We start from the raw sequence: 14,388 nt of genomic DNA on the forward strand, positions 1-14,388 counted from the left end.
GCCTATATTCCGACGCCATCTTCATTGCATCCGGGATGGAAGGCATGGCGCAGGGGTTCATCAATGACCGCACAACGGACTACGGCAGTTTGAAATCCAGGGCGATGGGCGGGGCGCCAAATCGTCAGCGTTCTGATCACTTTGACGTGTTGAACCGGCACTTACGTACTGGCCTGGTAACACCGGGGCAACTGGTAATTATCCCTGACGACTTCAGCTTCAGCTGTCGCAGTGAAGAAGCTTGGTTGATGCGTTATGGCGAGCAGATTCGCTGGGGGCTGGAGCCATCGGCCGGTTCGGCGGTAATCAATAACTACGATTTGCTGCAGAGCTTGCTGGCGAACGGCTCGATTGGTATCGGCAGCGCCACGTCGGCGTGGGCACGGCATCTGGATGAGGTGGCGCAGACCCTGGAAGCGATTGAGCGCTTGCATCAGCGGTTGAAGGGCGGTGGGTTGGAGCGGGGAGAGTTTGCTCGTCAGCGCCAAAGGCTGTTTCGGCAGTTGGACGCGCAACTGCAAGGCGCGGCGAGGTTTGGCACGGGGTTGCGGGGCAATCAATCGTTGAAGAAGGTGCTAGGGATATCGACCAAAAGCTTTCTGCATAAGGGTGAGATTGCGGGGTATGCGCAGCGGGTCGGGGACGTGGCGCAGGTGTCGAAGTGGTTGGGGAAGGGCACTTATGTGGGGTTGGCATTGGATGTGGGAGCAGCAGGATTAGAGATCAAGGAGGCGTGCGGGATGGGAAGGGAGGCGCAATGTAGAAGGGCGAGGTATGTGGAAACGGGAAGGTTGGTGGGGGCGGTGGCAGGTGCCGCTGTGGGCGGAAAATATGGTGCAGCCATCGCTCGTCGTGCATGCAACATTGTGTTGGGTATTTCTATGAAGGGGAATGGTGCGCTTGCCTGTGGCGTTATTGGAGGCGCCGCTGGAGGGTATGGCGTAGGCAATGAAGGTGGTGATTATGGAGCGCTTCTGGGTGGGAAAATCCTGGAGGTCAATGGTGATTTGATCTTCGAGCCAGAGGGCGCGTAACCATGGATTTTTTTCTGGTCTACTCAATTGTGTGGTTTGTTTGGATGTTCGTCGTTCTGGGGCTGATGCTTTTTGCCGAATATACAAAACTCGATGAGGTGGAAAGTTACTTCAGTCACAACGAGCGGGTTCGTGGCAACAAACGTTTTTGGAGACGAAAGGAGTGGATTGACAGGCAGTACCGCATGTTGCTGATTTTTGAGTTTCTGTCCGATTCAAAGCGCCACGTGAAAGCCGGTGTTGTGACCGAGGCCGAACTGGCGTCTGTGCCTTTAGCGCTCAAACGCTGGGTGTTATGGCCCTATTACCTGGGGTTTACCTGGCTGATCACAACCGTGGTCTGGTCCGTTTGGCGCAGGTGGGGTGACTTACCTATTTGAAGGAGGTTAATTTTTTCTAAAAAATACTGTTCATGCATACAGTATTGTTCTACATTCCATCCCAGGTGACCGGATGTCACCGATCACCTGAGCTTCAATTTTTTAACTATGGATGGATAAAAAATGAAACCAACCAAAGCCCTTATGCTGGGCGCGGCCATGATGGCCTCCTGCTTTATCTCGGCCTCTGCCCTGGCCGACCTGAACCTTCCCAAACTCACCCCCGGCACAGTCAGCCAAAGCGAGATTGACGCGCTCAAACCTGGCGGCACGCTCACTGCGGTGCCGATTTCGGAGGCGCTGCGGCAAAAGCTGCTGGATGCACGGGACGGCAAGGCCAAGGCGGCTACCAAGGCTGCCAAATCCGCTCCGTTCAACACCGTTATCGGCACGTTGAAAAAGCCGAATCAGAGCGAGCTGAAAAGTGCAGCGGTCGCCGACTTTGTTCCGCTGTTTCCGACCCTGGATATCAACACCCTCTACACCATCAGCGAAGTGCAAACGGGCCAGGATTTCCCTTACCACTTCAACCTGCCAAAAAGCGCGCGGGTGCTGGTGCAGTTGATCAACCAGAGTGCCGGCGCCGACATGTCGCTGAGCCTGTTCCGCGACGACGGCCAAGGCAACCTGCAACTGCTGGCCACCGCTGATAACGCCGGCAATGCCGATGAATACATCGACGGCGTGCTGCCGGCTGGTGACTACTACTGGTACATGGTGGCCAAGACCGCCACCAACGCGCAGTTCAGTTTCGGCGTGGCGGCAGACACCAACATCGATGCCTTCGAGCCCAATGACACGCCGCAAGATGCTTTTGCGCTGCCGGACACCATGAACAAGGTGAGCGGCAACCTCGACAACGCCAACGACGTCGATTACTTCGACTTCAAGGCCGTGCGTGGCCAGGCCGTGAGCATGTACCTGGCAGGCGATGACAGTGGCAGCCGTAACCAGTGGATCTTCGAGCGCTTTGATGGCGTCAACTGGATCGTCGTACCGGCCGGCTCTACGTCCACCTACCCGAGCGTCACGCCGGGTACGACGGTCAAGGTGCGTGTGCGGGCCAACCCGGCCGTGACGCAGGATCCAAGCAAATATTACAAGTTGAGCCTCGGTTCTGCGCCACGGCTGAACACCTCGCAGGTAACCGGTGACAACATCGTGCGGGTGCCGGCATCGATATTCTGGATGGCGACGCAGGCGGGGCGCACATTGAACTGGACCACCAATTGGTCTGACTCCACGGGCGCGCCACTGCTGGGCGTCACACCTGTGCTGCGTGTCGACAAGCGCTTTGAGGGCACCGAGTTTCATTGGACCGACTTCAAGGCCACCACCAACAGTGCCGGCACATCCCAGGCCAGTGCTGCGCTCGGTACCTGCTTTGGCGATAACCGTGTGCAGTACCCGGACAGCAGCACCGGCGTGCAGTACACCTGGGACACCACCTTCAACTTCGGCGGCTGGCGTATCGAGCTGGACGAGTTCCCGGGCGTGGGTGTCGGCGGTGATAACGTGCAGTATGTGACCTTTGGGCACATCTGCACCCAAGACATCATCCATTGATACCGTGATGTAAATCAGAAGGGGCAGCCTGAACAGGCTGCCCCTTTTTGTTATTCGCCGGCCAGCGCCAGCTTCAACGGCAGGCGCGCCATGCTGGTACTTGTGAGCGAGCCCAGGTACAACCAGTCGCCGTATTCGCGTGCGGTAGTGACCGGCGAGAAATTGCCCTCAGTGCCATCCTGCAAGTTGGCGATGACCTTGCCATCGATGTCCAGCCCCAGCACAAAGGCTTTACGCTCGATGGGCTTGGGCACCACCATCAGTGCGCGCACCATCACCTTGCGCAACAGCGGGTAGCCGGCGAAACCGTCCAGCAACGGGTTGCGCGGCGAATACAGGGCAACCCAGAAGCGATCGCGGCCATTGAAACTGAGGTTGTCCGGCAGGCCCGGCAGGTTGTCGATAAACAGGTCATGGGTGCCGCTGCGCTCGCCCTTGAGCCAGTAGCGGCTGATACGGTAGGCGCCGGTTTCATTCACCAGTACGTAGTTTTCATCCGGCCCCAGGGTCACGCCATTGGCAAATTGCAGCCGGTCCAGCAACACCTCTGTGGTGCCGTTGCTGAAGTCATAGCGCAGCAACCGGCCGTCGCCACCATGCTCAATCACTGCTGTGCCGTCCTGGCCATAGCCCCAGCGGCTTGATGCGTCGCTGAAGTAGGCATAGCGCCCGCTGGCATCGACGGTCACATCGTCGGTGAGGCCAAAGGGTACGCCGTCAGCGCTGCTGCTCAATGGCTTGAGTTGGCGATTGGCATCCAGGGCAAGCAACCCCTTGACCCCATCGGCAATGATCAAGCGCCCATCCGGGTGCAACGCCAGGCCGAGCGGGCGGCCGCCGGTGTTGGCGAGCACTTCCAGCGTGTGGCTGTCCGGCGAGGTGCGGATGATGCGCCCGTCTTGCAGGCCGCTGATCAGAAAGCCCTGGGGGTCGAGCAGCAAGGCTTCGGGGCCGGCGATGTCCTGCGCGCCGATTTTTTCAATACCCTTGAGCCGCTGGTTTTCGGCGTAGGCGCCGTCTTTGAGCGAGGGCGCCTTGGGCGGCGACCAGTTCACCGGTTGCACTTTGGTGGGCATCAGCAGCAGAAAAGCGATGACTGCAAGCAGCAGTACGAACAGCAAATGGCGCAGTTTTTTGGGGCGGGTACTCATGACTATTCCTGGTTGTCGTGGGCGTTCGGCTCCCAGTGCAGGGTGCCGAACAGGTAATCCATCAGGGGGAGGACGATATTGAAGTTGCGCCCCTGCATCAGCTCACGGCGGTGGTGCAGGGCATGCAATTGGTGCATCTGGCGAATCCATGGCAAGCGCGCCACCGGGTGCTCGGCGGGCAGGTGTTCGCAGGCGTGAAACACTTCGTAAAGTAAATACCCAAGGATCATGCACCCGGCAAACAACCCGGCGACGTTGGGGCTCAATTGTTTGAGCAGCCACCAGGCGGGCAGGGTGATCGTCAGGCTGTGCAGCACGATCAGCCAGGCCGGGAATAGAATCACACGCCAGTCTCGCGGGCTGTCATAGGTCATGTGGCCGGGAGTAAAGAAACTGTGGTGGTCACCTGTGTGGCGCGCATAGAACAGCCGGGCCAGGCTGTGTTTGTGATGGCCGAGGTGGCGGTGTACGAGGTAGATGCACAGGTTGAAAAACACCAGCGTCAGCGGCACGGTCAGCCACTGGAGCGCAGTGATGTGCGCGGTGGAGGACCAGGCCAGGGCGATGCAGACAAGGCCGTAGCCCAGCACGAAACTGGCGTGCAGCCAGGGGTTGTAACGGGCGCTCACGGCGGCGCGGTAGCCGGCGCGGAAGGTCTCGGTGGGATGGGCCATGGCGGCACGCTCTGGTTTTTTTGTTGGAGCCTGAGCTTAGTTGGTACGCGAGATAGTGCGAGTTTTTGCGCAGTACGCGGTTCAAGTGTGGGAGCTGGCTTGTGTGGAAACAGGCTTTTGTGGGAGCTGGCTTGCCTGGGATGCAGACACCTCGGTGTGTCAGGTAGAGCGAGTAGATGCTATCGCAGGCAAGCCAGCTCCCACACTTGAACCGCGGGCGACCGACGGGGGCTTGCACAGGCCTGATTTACTTGCTAGCTTCTCGCAAAATGTTATCGATAACATTTGCTCTAAAAATAAAAACAAAACAGAGAACCACGCCATGAAAATGCTCCCGAAAACCCTGTGTTTACTGGCTGTCAGCATCACCCTCGGCGCAACCAGCGCAGCGTTTGCCGACGCCGCCAAGCCCATCCGCATCGGCGCTTCCTTCCAGGAAATCAACAACCCCTATTTCGTCACCATGAAAAACGCCCTGGAAGAAGCCGGCGCGACCATCGGTGCGAAGCTGATCATTACCGATGCCCGCCACGACGTGTCCAAGCAGGTCAGCGATGTCGAAGACATGCTGCAAAAGGGCATCGATATTCTGCTGATCAACCCCACCGACTCGGTTGGCGTGCAATCGGCGGTCAAATCTGCGCACGCCGCAGGTGTGGTCGTGGTCGCAGTGGACGCCCAGGCCGACGGCCCGTTGGACTCCTTTGTCGGTTCAAAAAACTTCGACGCCGGCTTCCAGGCCTGTGAATACCTGGCCAAGAACATCGGCGACAAAGGCAATATTGCGATCCTCGACGGCATCGCCGTGGTGCCGATCCTTGAGCGTGTGCGCGGCTGCAAAGAAGCGGTGGCCAAGCACCCGGACATCAAGATCGTGAGTATCCAGAATGGCAAGCAGGAACGTGACCAGGCGCTGACCGTCACCGAAAACATGCTGCAGGCCCAGCCGGGCCTCAAGGGTATTTTCAGCGTGAATGACAACGGCTCCCTCGGCGCACTGTCGGCCATCGAAGCCAGCGGCCTGGACGTAAAACTGGTCAGCGTCGACGGCGCACCGGAAGCCATCAAGGCGATCCAGAAGCCCGGTAGCAAGTTCATCGCCACCTCGGCGCAATACCCGCGCGATCAGATCCGCCTGGCTCTGGGCATCGCCCTGGCCAAGAAGTGGGGCTCGCAAGTGCCGGCCACCATTCCCGTCGACATCACCTTGATCGACCAGGCCAAGGCCAAGGACTTCAGCTGGTAAATCGCCCCGGCCCCACGTGAACCGTGGGGCTTGAGGTCTCCTTCTGAATACGAGGTCGGCGGCATGAGCAGTCTTCTGAAGCTGGAAAATATCTGTAAGCGCTATCCGGGCGTACAAGCCCTCAAGTCCATCAACCTGCAGGTCGAACGCGGCGAAATCCATGCGTTGCTGGGTGAAAATGGCGCGGGCAAGTCGACCCTGATGAAGATCCTCGGCGGCGTCGAGCATCAGGACGAAGGGCAGATTTTAATCGATGGCCAGGTGCAAAAGTTTGCCACTTACCGCGATGCGATCGCCGCCGGTATCGGCATTGTGTTCCAGGAATTCAGCCTGATTCCCTATCTCACGGCGGTGGAAAACATCTTCCTCGGGCATGAGTTGAGCAACCGCTTCGGCCTGCTGCGCAAACGTGAAATGGTCGAGGCCAGCCAGGCGTTGTTCAAGCGCCTGGGCGTGAGTATCAACCTGCAATGTGCGATCAAGCACCTGAGCGTGGCCGAGCAGCAATTCGTCGAAATCGCCAAGGCCCTGGCCCTGGATGCGCGCCTGTTGGTACTCGATGAACCGACCGCTACGCTCACGCCCAGCGAAGCCGAACTGCTGTTCGAGATCATGCGCGAACTCAAGCGCCAGGGTGTGGCGGTGATCTTTATCTCTCACCACCTGGAGGAGATTTTCCAGGTGTGCGACCGCATCAGCGTGCTGCGCGATGGCGGTAACGTAGGCGTGACCGATGTGGCCGACAGCGATATCGACCGGCTCGTCGAAATGATGGTCGGCCGGCGCCTGGAAAACAGTTTTCCACCCAAACCCACGAAGGAGCGTGGCCCGCTGTTGCTGGAGGTCAAGGGCATCCAGTTGGTACGCAACGGCCCGCACAACCGCTTTCAGTTGCACAAGGGCGAGATCCTCGGCTTTGCCGGGCTGGTCGGCTCCGGTCGCACTGAGCTGGCGCTGGGCATGATGGGCGCACTGCCGTCGGTGAGCAAAGACGTGTGGCTGCGCGGCGAGAAAGTCAGCCTGGATGACCCGGCGCAAGCCTTGGCCCACGGCATCGGCCTGCTCCCGGAAAGCCGCAAGAGCGAAGGGCTGATCACCGATTTCAGCATTCGCGAAAACATCTCCCTGAACAACCTGCCCAAATACCAGAACGCCACGGGCCTGATCGACAAGAGCAAAGAGTGCGCCAGCGTCGACGCGCTGATGCGCCAGCTGTCGATCAAGGCGCCCAGCGGCGAAAGCCGGGTGTTCAACCTCAGCGGCGGCAACCAGCAAAAGGTTGTGATCGCACGCTGGATCAACCACCACTGCGACGTGCTGGTGTTCGATGAACCCACACGCGGCATCGACGTCGGCGCCAAGGCGCAGATCTACGCCCTGATGCGCAGCCTCACCGAACAAGGCTACGCGATCATCATGATTTCTTCCGAACTGCCCGAAGTCATTGGCATGTGCGACCGCGTCGCCGTGTTCCACAAGGGCGCCATCGTCAAGCTGCTGGAAGCGGCCGCCGTCAACCCACAAGAGGTCATGCGCCATGCAACAGGGGGCTCAAGTGAATAGGTCCATTAATACCGGCGACACCCGCCGACTGCGCCTGAACCTGGCGCGGCTGGTGCGCTCGCCGGCGTTTTATCCCTTCGTCGGGTTGGTGGTGGTGACCCTGGTGATGATCTTTGCCAGCGATAACTTCCTCACCACCAGCAACCTGTCGAACATTGCGCGCCAGGTGTCGATCAACGCGATTATCGCGGTGGGCATGACCTGCGTGATTCTCACCGGTGGCATCGACCTGTCGGTAGGCCCGGTGATGGCGCTGTCGGGCACCTTGACCGCAGGGCTGATGGTCGCGGGCCTGCCGCCGGGCCTGGCGATTGGCGCCGGCCTGCTGATCGGCGTGGCCTTCGGCATCGGCAATGGCGTGTTCGTCGCCTACCTGCACATGCCGCCGATCATCGTCACCCTGGCGACCATGGGCATCGCCCGTGGCCTGGGCCTGATGTACACCGACGGCTACCCGATTTCGGGGTTGCCGGAGTGGTTCGGTTTCTTCGGCCGCCAGAGCCTGTTCGGCGTCGACGTGCCGATCCTGATCATGCTGGTCACATACTTTGCCGCCTATGTGTTGCTGCAACACACGCGCATCGGCCGCTACATCTACGCCATCGGCGGCAATGAAGAAGCGGTGCGTTTGTCGGGCGTGCGGGCGGCGCGCTTCAAGTTGCTGGTGTACGGCATCAGCGGCCTGACCGCAGCGATTGCCGGGCTGGTGCTCACCTCACGCTTGATGAGCGGCCAGCCGAATGCCGGCGTGTCGTTCGAATTGGATGCGATTGCGGCAGTGGTCCTTGGCGGTGCGTCGATTGCCGGCGGGCGCGGGGTCATTGTCGGCACCTTGCTCGGCGCCATGCTGCTGGGCGTACTAAATAACGGCTTGAACATGCTCGGGGTCTCGCCCTACGTCCAGAGCGTGATCAAGGGCGGGATCATTTTGCTGGCGATTTTCATCAGCCGTCAGCGCCATAAATAAACACCTGACAAGAAAGGACCGAACACATGGACAAGCACACCGAGATGCAAGCCGTCGTTTGCCACGGCCCGAAAGACTACCGCCTGGAACGCATCGGCAAACCCAAGGCGCGCCCCAATGAACTGGTGATCCGTATCGCCGCCTGCGGCATCTGCGCCAGTGACTGCAAGTGCCATTCCGGCGCGGCGATGTTCTGGGGTGGCGATAACCCGTGGGTCAAGGCGCCGGTGGTGCCGGGCCATGAGTTTTTCGGCTACGTGGAAGAAGTGGGCGAGGGCGCCGAGGAACACTTTGAAGTGGCGGTGGGCGACAAGGTGATCGCCGAGCAGATCGTGCCGTGCGGCAAGTGCCGCTTCTGCAAGTCGGGCAAGTACTGGATGTGTGAAGTGCACAATATCTTCGGCTTCCAGCGTGAAGTCGCCGAAGGCGGCATGGCCCAGTACATGCGCATTCCCAAGACCGCCATCGTGCACAAGATTCCCGAGTCGGTGTCGCTGGAAGACTCCGCATTGGTGGAGCCGATGGCGTGTTCGATCCACACCGTCAACCGTGGCGAAATCCAGCTCGATGATGTGGTAGTGATCGCCGGTGCCGGTACGCTGGGGCTGTGCATGGTCCAGGTGGCGGCGCTGAAAACCCCGAAAAAACTGGTGGTGATCGACATGGTCGACGAGCGCCTGGAACTGGCCAAGCAGTTTGGCGCCGACGTGGTGATCAACCCGTCCCGCGACAATGCCCGCGAGATTATCAATGGCCTCACCGATAACTATGGCTGCGACGTGTACATCGAAACCACGGGCGTGCCCGCCGGAGTGACCCAAGGCCTGGACCTGATCCGCAAGCTCGGGCGTTTTGTCGAGTTCAGTGTGTTCGGCGCCGAAACCAGCGTCGACTGGTCGATCATCGGCGACCGCAAGGAGCTGGACGTACGCGGCGCGCACCTCGGCCCGTATTGCTACCCGATCGCTATCGACCTGTTTGAGCGCGGCCTGGTGACGTCCAAGGGCATCGTCACCCATGACTTCCCGCTGGATGATTTTGCCGAGGCCTTCGCGTTGGCCAACTCGACCAAGTCGATCAAGGTGCTGTTGAAGCCGGTGATTTGATCTATGAACTACGTAATGGGTGTCGATATAGGAACCCAGAGCACCAAGGCGCTGCTGGTGGATGGTCAAGGTACGATCATCGCCCAGCACAGCCAGGGGTATCGCGTCGATACCCCGAAAGTGCGCTGGGCCGAGCAATGGCCGCAGGTGTGGCTGGAGGCCGTCGAGGCGTGTGTGGCGCAGTGCATGGCCAAGTCCGGTGTGGCGGCCGGGCAGGTCAAGGCGCTGTGCATCAGCAGCCTGTATGGCGGTTCGGGGATTGCTGTTGACGCGCAGATGACGCCGCTGCACCCGTGCCTTATCTGGATGGACCGGCGTGCCGGCGAGCAGGTGGCGTGGGTGTGTGAGCACCTGGACCAGGAACGCTTGTTCGAAGTAACGGGTAACTCGGTGGACAGCTATTACGGCTTCACCAAGATGCTCTGGCTCAAGCAGCATCAGCCGCAGGTGTGGGCCGACACGCGCTACCTGCTGCCGCCCAACAGCTATATCAACTGGTGCCTTACCGGCGAATTGGCGGTGGACCATAGCAGCGCCGGCAATATCGGTGGGGTTTACGATGTGAAGGCGCGCGGCTGGTCCGCCGAGATGCTCGATGCATTGGGCATTCCACAGGCCATGATGCCCGAGCGATTGGTGTACTCCGGTGACGTGGTGGGCGGTTTGCTCGAAAGCTGGGCCACGCGCCTGGGCTTGCAGGCAGGCACGCCACTCCTCGCCGGCGGTGTGGATGCGGCGATGGCGACATTGGCAGCGGGTGTTACGCAGCCGGGTAACCATGTGGCGATGATCGGCACCAGCATGTGCTGGGGGTATTTGAACCAGCACGTGGACGCACATCACGGCCTGGTGAGCATGCCTCACGTCTACAACGGCCATCGAGACCTGTACATCTTTGGCGGTGCGATCACCGCCGGGGCGTCGGTCAGCTGGTTTCGCGAACAGTTCTGCCAGGCCGAAGAACAGCAGGCCCAGGCCACCGGCCAGGACAGCCTGGTGTTGCTGGAGCAGAGCGCCACCCAGGTTCCGGCGGGCAGCGAAGGTTTGTTGTTTTTGCCGTACCTGATGGGCGAACGCAGCCCGGTATGGGACGACCGCGCCAGCGGCAGCTTTGTCGGGCTGAACCTGTATCACAGCCGTATTCACCTGTACCGCGCGGTGCTTGAAGGCGTGAGTTTTGCCCTGCGCCACAACATTGAAGCCGGTACCCAGGGCGCGCATTCGCTGGACCCGCGCTTGATTGTGGTGGGAGGCGCGAGCCATTCGGATTTGTGGATGCAGATTATTGCCGATGTCACGCGCTACCCGGTCTACACCATTGTGCAGGAGGTGGAAGCGGCCTTGGGCGCAGCGTTGCTGGCGGCGCATACGGTGGGCTTGGTGAGTGATGACGAGATGGACAAAGGCTGGGTGCAGCTGGAACTGCGGGCGCAGCCCAAGCGCGAGAATGTCATGACGTATGACCGGGCGTTTGCCGAGTACCTGAAGCTGTATCCGGCCCTCAAGCCGATCATGCATAGCCTGCAAACCAACTGACCCAACACAGATCAAAAATGTGGGAGCTGGCTTGCCTGCGATAGCGGTGTATCAGTGCCAAATGTGCTGGCTGACACGCTGTTATCGCAGGCAAGCCAGCTCCCACAGGGATCTTCAGTGTTTATCGAGAAGTGACCATGACCACCACCTTCAACTTCACCCGCCAGCGCATTCTCGTCACCGGCGCCAGCAGCGGCATCGGTCGCGAAATCGCTCAACAGCTGATTGCCGCCGGTGCCGAAGTCTTCGCCCTTGGCCGCGACGCGCAAGCCTTGTCACAGCTGGGCTGCAACAGCTTATGCGTGGATATCGCCGACAGCATCGCCCTGGACAAAGCCCTGTCAGACTTGCCGCCGCTGAACGGCCTGGTCAACTGCGCCGGTATCTCACGCCTGGAGCCCGCCGCCGCCATCAGCGCGGAGGCGTTCGATCAGGTCATGCAGGTCAACGCCCGCGCCGCCGCACAGGTCGCCAGCCGAGTGGCGGCAAAAATGATCGAAGCGAAAATCCCCGGCAGCATCGTCAATGTCTCAAGCCAGGCGTCACTGGTGGCGCTGGACGATCACCTCGGCTACTGCGCCTCAAAGGCCGCGCTGGACGCGATCACCCGCGTGCAGTGCGCCGAGTGGGGGCGCTTTGGCATTCGTGTGAACAGCGTCAACCCCACGGTCACACTTACGCCAATGGCGACAAAGGCCTGGTCGGATCCGGCCAAACGCGACCCGGCGCTGGCGGCCATTCCGCTGGGGCGTTTCGCACAAACCGTGGAAGTCGCATTGCCGGTGCTGTTCCTGCTCAGCGATGCCGCCAGCATGATCAGCGGCGTGAGCCTGCCGATCGATGGCGGCTACACCAGCCGCTAGCCGTTTTCCAGCACGCCGGCGATCACCACTTTGTCCCGTGGCTTGTACGGGTCTTGCAAGCGGTCAAGCAGCAGGCGTACCGCGCTGCTGCCGGCCAGTGAGGCGTCGTGGGCCACGCAGGCGATCGGCACGCCGAAGATATCGGCGAAGGGCAGGCGGTCGATGCCGCAAATGGTCAGGCTGTCGTGGGCGATGTTGTGCATGCGCAAGGCACGCAGGGCGCCGAGGGTGATCAACTGGTTGAAACCCATGATTGCATCGGGCGCCGAGTGCTCGGCCAGGTAGTCGAGAGTGTGCAGGTAAGACGGCATCAGCGTGTAGTCACCGGCCTGCACTTCGACCTGAACATGGGGGTGTTCAGCCAGCACTTCGCGCAACCCTTTGAGGCGCTCCACGGTGATACGTGAGTGCTCCGGGCCGGTCAGCACCAGCAGGCGTTTAAGGTCGGGTGTCTGGCGCAGCAGGTAGTGCGCCGCCTGGATACCGCTGTGGTAGTTGTCGAGCACTACGCGGCTGAACGGGCTGTCGTGGATCGTGCGGTCGAGCAACACCACCGGAGTTTTGCCGTTGCCCAGGCGCTCCAGATAGTCGGGTTGGTAGCTGGGTTCGTCCGAGACCGGCGACAAGATAATCCCCGCCACGCGATAGCCCAGCAGGGTATCGACGGCTTTGCTTTCGAGTTCTTCCAGCTCATCGGTGTCCACCAGCATGATGGTGTAGCCGTGCTTCTTCGCCTCCCGGGAAATCGCCTTGATCATCTCGCTGTAGAACGGGTTGTCGACGGAGGCGGTGATCACGCCGATAATCAGGCTTTCACTGCGCTTGAGCCCGCGTGCGAAGGCATTGGGCACGTAGTCCAGCTCGCGAGCCACTTCGAGAATGCGCGCCAGGGTGGCGGGCTTGACCAGGTCGGGCTTGCTCAGTGCGCGGGACACCGTGATGGTGGTCATGCCCACCCGTTCGGCGATGTCGCTGATGGTGACGGACTTTTTCTTGTTCATCGGTAAGGCTGCGCTGGGAAACATCCGCAGGCTAGCATGCGCGCGGGCGTAGGGTGATTCAAATCAGCGGGTCCCAGCGTTGTGACCAGTCGCTTTCGGCCTTGACCACCTCGCGCAGCAGCCCCAGCGCCTGTTGCAATACCGCCGAATCCCGCGCCCGTGAGTAGACCAGATAGGTCGGGAAGCTGAATTCCGGCGCTTTCGGGACGCGTTGCATGACGCCGCTGTCCAGGTAGCTTTGCACCACCCGCGTGCGGAAGTACCCGGCGCCACCGTTCTCCAGGATGTACTGCAAGGCCAGCGGCCCGAGGTTGAAACTCAACGCGGCGCGGGCTTTGTCGGGCAGCGCGGCGTCGTGTTGCTGGCGAAAGCCCTGGCCCCAGTCGATATACACGTAAGGGGCGGGTTTGCTTGTTAACTGCACCAGGATCAGTTTTTCTTCCAGTACTTGCTCGACCTGCAGGCCAGGCCAGTATTGCGGCTGGAATACCAGCGCGGCATCGAGCACGCCCAGTTCCAGTTGGCGCAAGAGGTATTCACCTTCACGCACTTCGGTGCGCAGCGCATGGCCGGGGATCTGTTCGCGCAAGGCCTTGGCCCAGCCGAGCATCAACGGGTTGCACAGGCTGACTTCGCCGCCGATATGCAGCACATTGCGGTAGCCATCGGGCAGCGGGAGGTCGCGCTTGGCGGCTTCCCAGGTTTGCAGCAATTGGTTGGCGTAGACCACAAACGCCTCGCCATCGGCGGTGAGCCTGGCGCCTGCGCGGTTACGCACAAACAGTGTGCTGCCCAACTGGCTTTCCAGGCTTTTGACCCGTGCGGTGATGGCGGTCTGGGTGACGTGCAGTTTCTCGGCAGCCGCGGCCAGGCTGCCGCAGCGGGTGATTTCGAGGAAGGTGCGTGCCAGTTCGATGTCCATGAAGCCCCCGGGGATGAATGGGGGACAGTGTAATGGAATGTGCTTGGAACTGGGGTGTGTGTGGGTTTGTTGGGGGGCTGGGTGTATATCCGTTATTTAGGTCACGGCGGCTTATGGTTCCGCTCTTACAGCGGGTCACTTTTGGCAAACGCCCGGAATGCCGGCCCAGCCAAAAGTAACCAAAAGGTCTTCGCCCCACCACTCGGCACCTCGCTTAGGCTCGGTGTGCCCTCACTCCGGCTTGAATCCGTGGGCCGCCGCGATGGGCCATCCTTGGCCCAGCGCGGCTAACCCGGCGTCCTGCCGGGTTACCCACGGATTCAAGCCTGCGTTCGGCCATCGTGGTTAACGGGGCGCCTCAGATCAAAAGCAAGATCAA

At 60.6% G+C, this 14,388-nt stretch carries 13 protein-coding genes; 9 read left to right on the forward strand and 4 right to left on the reverse strand.

Going from position 1 to position 14,388, the window contains the following annotated elements:
* Nucleotides 1-44 precede the first annotated feature (44 nt).
* The 3 genes from HBO41_RS28800 (at nucleotide 45) to HBO41_RS28810 (ending at nucleotide 2,980) form a co-directional block, all read left to right on the forward strand.
* Entirely contained in the window at nucleotides 45-1,034 is a 990-nt protein-coding gene (locus HBO41_RS28800) for a hypothetical protein (RefSeq protein ID WP_169988693.1), read from the forward strand.
* 2 nt (nucleotides 1,035-1,036) lie between these two features.
* Complete coding sequence (locus tag HBO41_RS28805; protein ID WP_017139558.1) at nucleotides 1,037-1,414, forward strand: hypothetical protein; 378 nt, start codon at nucleotides 1,037-1,039, stop codon at nucleotides 1,412-1,414.
* Nucleotides 1,415-1,537: 123 nt separating this feature from the next.
* The gene (locus HBO41_RS28810) at nucleotides 1,538-2,980 is read left to right on the forward strand and encodes a hypothetical protein (protein ID WP_169988695.1); all 1,443 of its coding nucleotides are present in this window, start codon (nucleotides 1,538-1,540) and stop codon (nucleotides 2,978-2,980) included.
* Between the two features lie 50 nt (nucleotides 2,981-3,030).
* Here the strand turns inward: HBO41_RS28810 and HBO41_RS28815 are convergent, their stop codons facing one another.
* Nucleotides 3,031-4,131, reverse strand: a complete 1,101-nt coding sequence (locus HBO41_RS28815; RefSeq protein ID WP_169988698.1) for an SMP-30/gluconolactonase/LRE family protein — start codon at nucleotides 4,129-4,131, stop codon at nucleotides 3,031-3,033.
* 2 nt (nucleotides 4,132-4,133) lie between these two features.
* The gene (locus HBO41_RS28820) at nucleotides 4,134-4,805 is read right to left on the reverse strand and encodes a sterol desaturase family protein (RefSeq protein ID WP_138450715.1); all 672 of its coding nucleotides are present in this window, start codon (nucleotides 4,803-4,805) and stop codon (nucleotides 4,134-4,136) included.
* 322 nt (nucleotides 4,806-5,127) lie between these two features.
* Between HBO41_RS28820 and HBO41_RS28825 the strand changes: the two genes are divergently transcribed.
* The 6 genes from HBO41_RS28825 (at nucleotide 5,128) to HBO41_RS28850 (ending at nucleotide 12,086) form a co-directional block, all read left to right on the forward strand.
* Nucleotides 5,128-6,051 carry a substrate-binding domain-containing protein gene (locus tag HBO41_RS28825; protein ID WP_099549975.1) on the forward strand — a complete coding sequence of 308 codons (924 nt, stop codon included), beginning with the start codon at nucleotides 5,128-5,130 and terminating at the stop codon, nucleotides 6,049-6,051.
* Between the two features lie 63 nt (nucleotides 6,052-6,114).
* Nucleotides 6,115-7,614, forward strand: coding sequence for a sugar ABC transporter ATP-binding protein (locus HBO41_RS28830; protein WP_169988699.1), 1,500 nt, complete (start codon nucleotides 6,115-6,117; stop codon nucleotides 7,612-7,614).
* Nucleotides 7,589-8,581, forward strand: coding sequence for an ABC transporter permease (locus tag HBO41_RS28835; RefSeq protein WP_017139553.1), 993 nt, complete (start codon nucleotides 7,589-7,591; stop codon nucleotides 8,579-8,581). The genes HBO41_RS28830 and HBO41_RS28835 overlap by 26 nt, the downstream gene beginning before the upstream one ends.
* A gap of 26 nt (nucleotides 8,582-8,607) precedes the next feature.
* Complete coding sequence (locus HBO41_RS28840) at nucleotides 8,608-9,687, forward strand: alcohol dehydrogenase catalytic domain-containing protein (RefSeq protein ID WP_169988701.1); 1,080 nt, start codon at nucleotides 8,608-8,610, stop codon at nucleotides 9,685-9,687.
* Between the two features lie 3 nt (nucleotides 9,688-9,690).
* Nucleotides 9,691-11,223 (forward strand): FGGY-family carbohydrate kinase, encoded by a 1,533-nt coding sequence (locus HBO41_RS28845; RefSeq protein ID WP_169988703.1) that lies wholly within the window; start codon nucleotides 9,691-9,693, stop codon nucleotides 11,221-11,223.
* A gap of 137 nt (nucleotides 11,224-11,360) precedes the next feature.
* Complete coding sequence (locus HBO41_RS28850) at nucleotides 11,361-12,086, forward strand: SDR family oxidoreductase (RefSeq protein ID WP_099549978.1); 726 nt, start codon at nucleotides 11,361-11,363, stop codon at nucleotides 12,084-12,086.
* On the opposite strand, the gene HBO41_RS28855 is transcribed toward HBO41_RS28850, so the two are convergent.
* Both HBO41_RS28855 and HBO41_RS28860 read right to left on the reverse strand, forming a co-directional pair.
* Entirely contained in the window at nucleotides 12,083-13,087 is a 1,005-nt protein-coding gene (locus tag HBO41_RS28855; RefSeq protein WP_026013875.1) for a LacI family DNA-binding transcriptional regulator, read from the reverse strand. The genes HBO41_RS28850 and HBO41_RS28855 overlap by 4 nt on opposite strands.
* Before the next feature lie 58 nt (nucleotides 13,088-13,145).
* Nucleotides 13,146-14,009 (reverse strand): LysR family transcriptional regulator, encoded by an 864-nt coding sequence (locus HBO41_RS28860; protein WP_058421059.1) that lies wholly within the window; start codon nucleotides 14,007-14,009, stop codon nucleotides 13,146-13,148.
* Nucleotides 14,010-14,388 lie beyond the last annotated feature (379 nt).

The sequence above is a fragment of the Pseudomonas sp. WS 5146 genome (genome assembly GCF_012985495.1).
Lineage (GTDB): Bacteria > Pseudomonadota > Gammaproteobacteria > Pseudomonadales > Pseudomonadaceae > Aquipseudomonas > Aquipseudomonas edaphica.

What these genes read in the sequence shown, in the direction of transcription:
- HBO41_RS28800 (WP_169988693.1), top strand. Translation starts at nt 45, where the DNA reads ATGGCGCAGGGGTTCATCAATGACCGCACAACGGACTACGGCAGTTTG.
- HBO41_RS28805 (WP_017139558.1), top strand. Translation starts at nt 1,037, where the DNA reads ATGGATTTTTTTCTGGTCTACTCAATTGTGTGGTTTGTTTGGATGTTC.
- HBO41_RS28810 (WP_169988695.1), top strand. Translation starts at nt 1,538, where the DNA reads ATGAAACCAACCAAAGCCCTTATGCTGGGCGCGGCCATGATGGCCTCC.
- HBO41_RS28815 (WP_169988698.1), bottom strand. Translation starts at nt 4,131, where the DNA reads ATGAGTACCCGCCCCAAAAAACTGCGCCATTTGCTGTTCGTACTGCTG.
- HBO41_RS28820 (WP_138450715.1), bottom strand. Translation starts at nt 4,805, where the DNA reads ATGGCCCATCCCACCGAGACCTTCCGCGCCGGCTACCGCGCCGCCGTG.
- HBO41_RS28825 (WP_099549975.1), top strand. Translation starts at nt 5,128, where the DNA reads ATGAAAATGCTCCCGAAAACCCTGTGTTTACTGGCTGTCAGCATCACC.
- HBO41_RS28830 (WP_169988699.1), top strand. Translation starts at nt 6,115, where the DNA reads ATGAGCAGTCTTCTGAAGCTGGAAAATATCTGTAAGCGCTATCCGGGC.
- HBO41_RS28835 (WP_017139553.1), top strand. Translation starts at nt 7,589, where the DNA reads ATGCAACAGGGGGCTCAAGTGAATAGGTCCATTAATACCGGCGACACC.
- HBO41_RS28840 (WP_169988701.1), top strand. Translation starts at nt 8,608, where the DNA reads ATGGACAAGCACACCGAGATGCAAGCCGTCGTTTGCCACGGCCCGAAA.
- HBO41_RS28845 (WP_169988703.1), top strand. Translation starts at nt 9,691, where the DNA reads ATGAACTACGTAATGGGTGTCGATATAGGAACCCAGAGCACCAAGGCG.
- HBO41_RS28850 (WP_099549978.1), top strand. Translation starts at nt 11,361, where the DNA reads ATGACCACCACCTTCAACTTCACCCGCCAGCGCATTCTCGTCACCGGC.
- HBO41_RS28855 (WP_026013875.1), bottom strand. Translation starts at nt 13,087, where the DNA reads ATGAACAAGAAAAAGTCCGTCACCATCAGCGACATCGCCGAACGGGTG.
- HBO41_RS28860 (WP_058421059.1), bottom strand. Translation starts at nt 14,009, where the DNA reads ATGGACATCGAACTGGCACGCACCTTCCTCGAAATCACCCGCTGCGGC.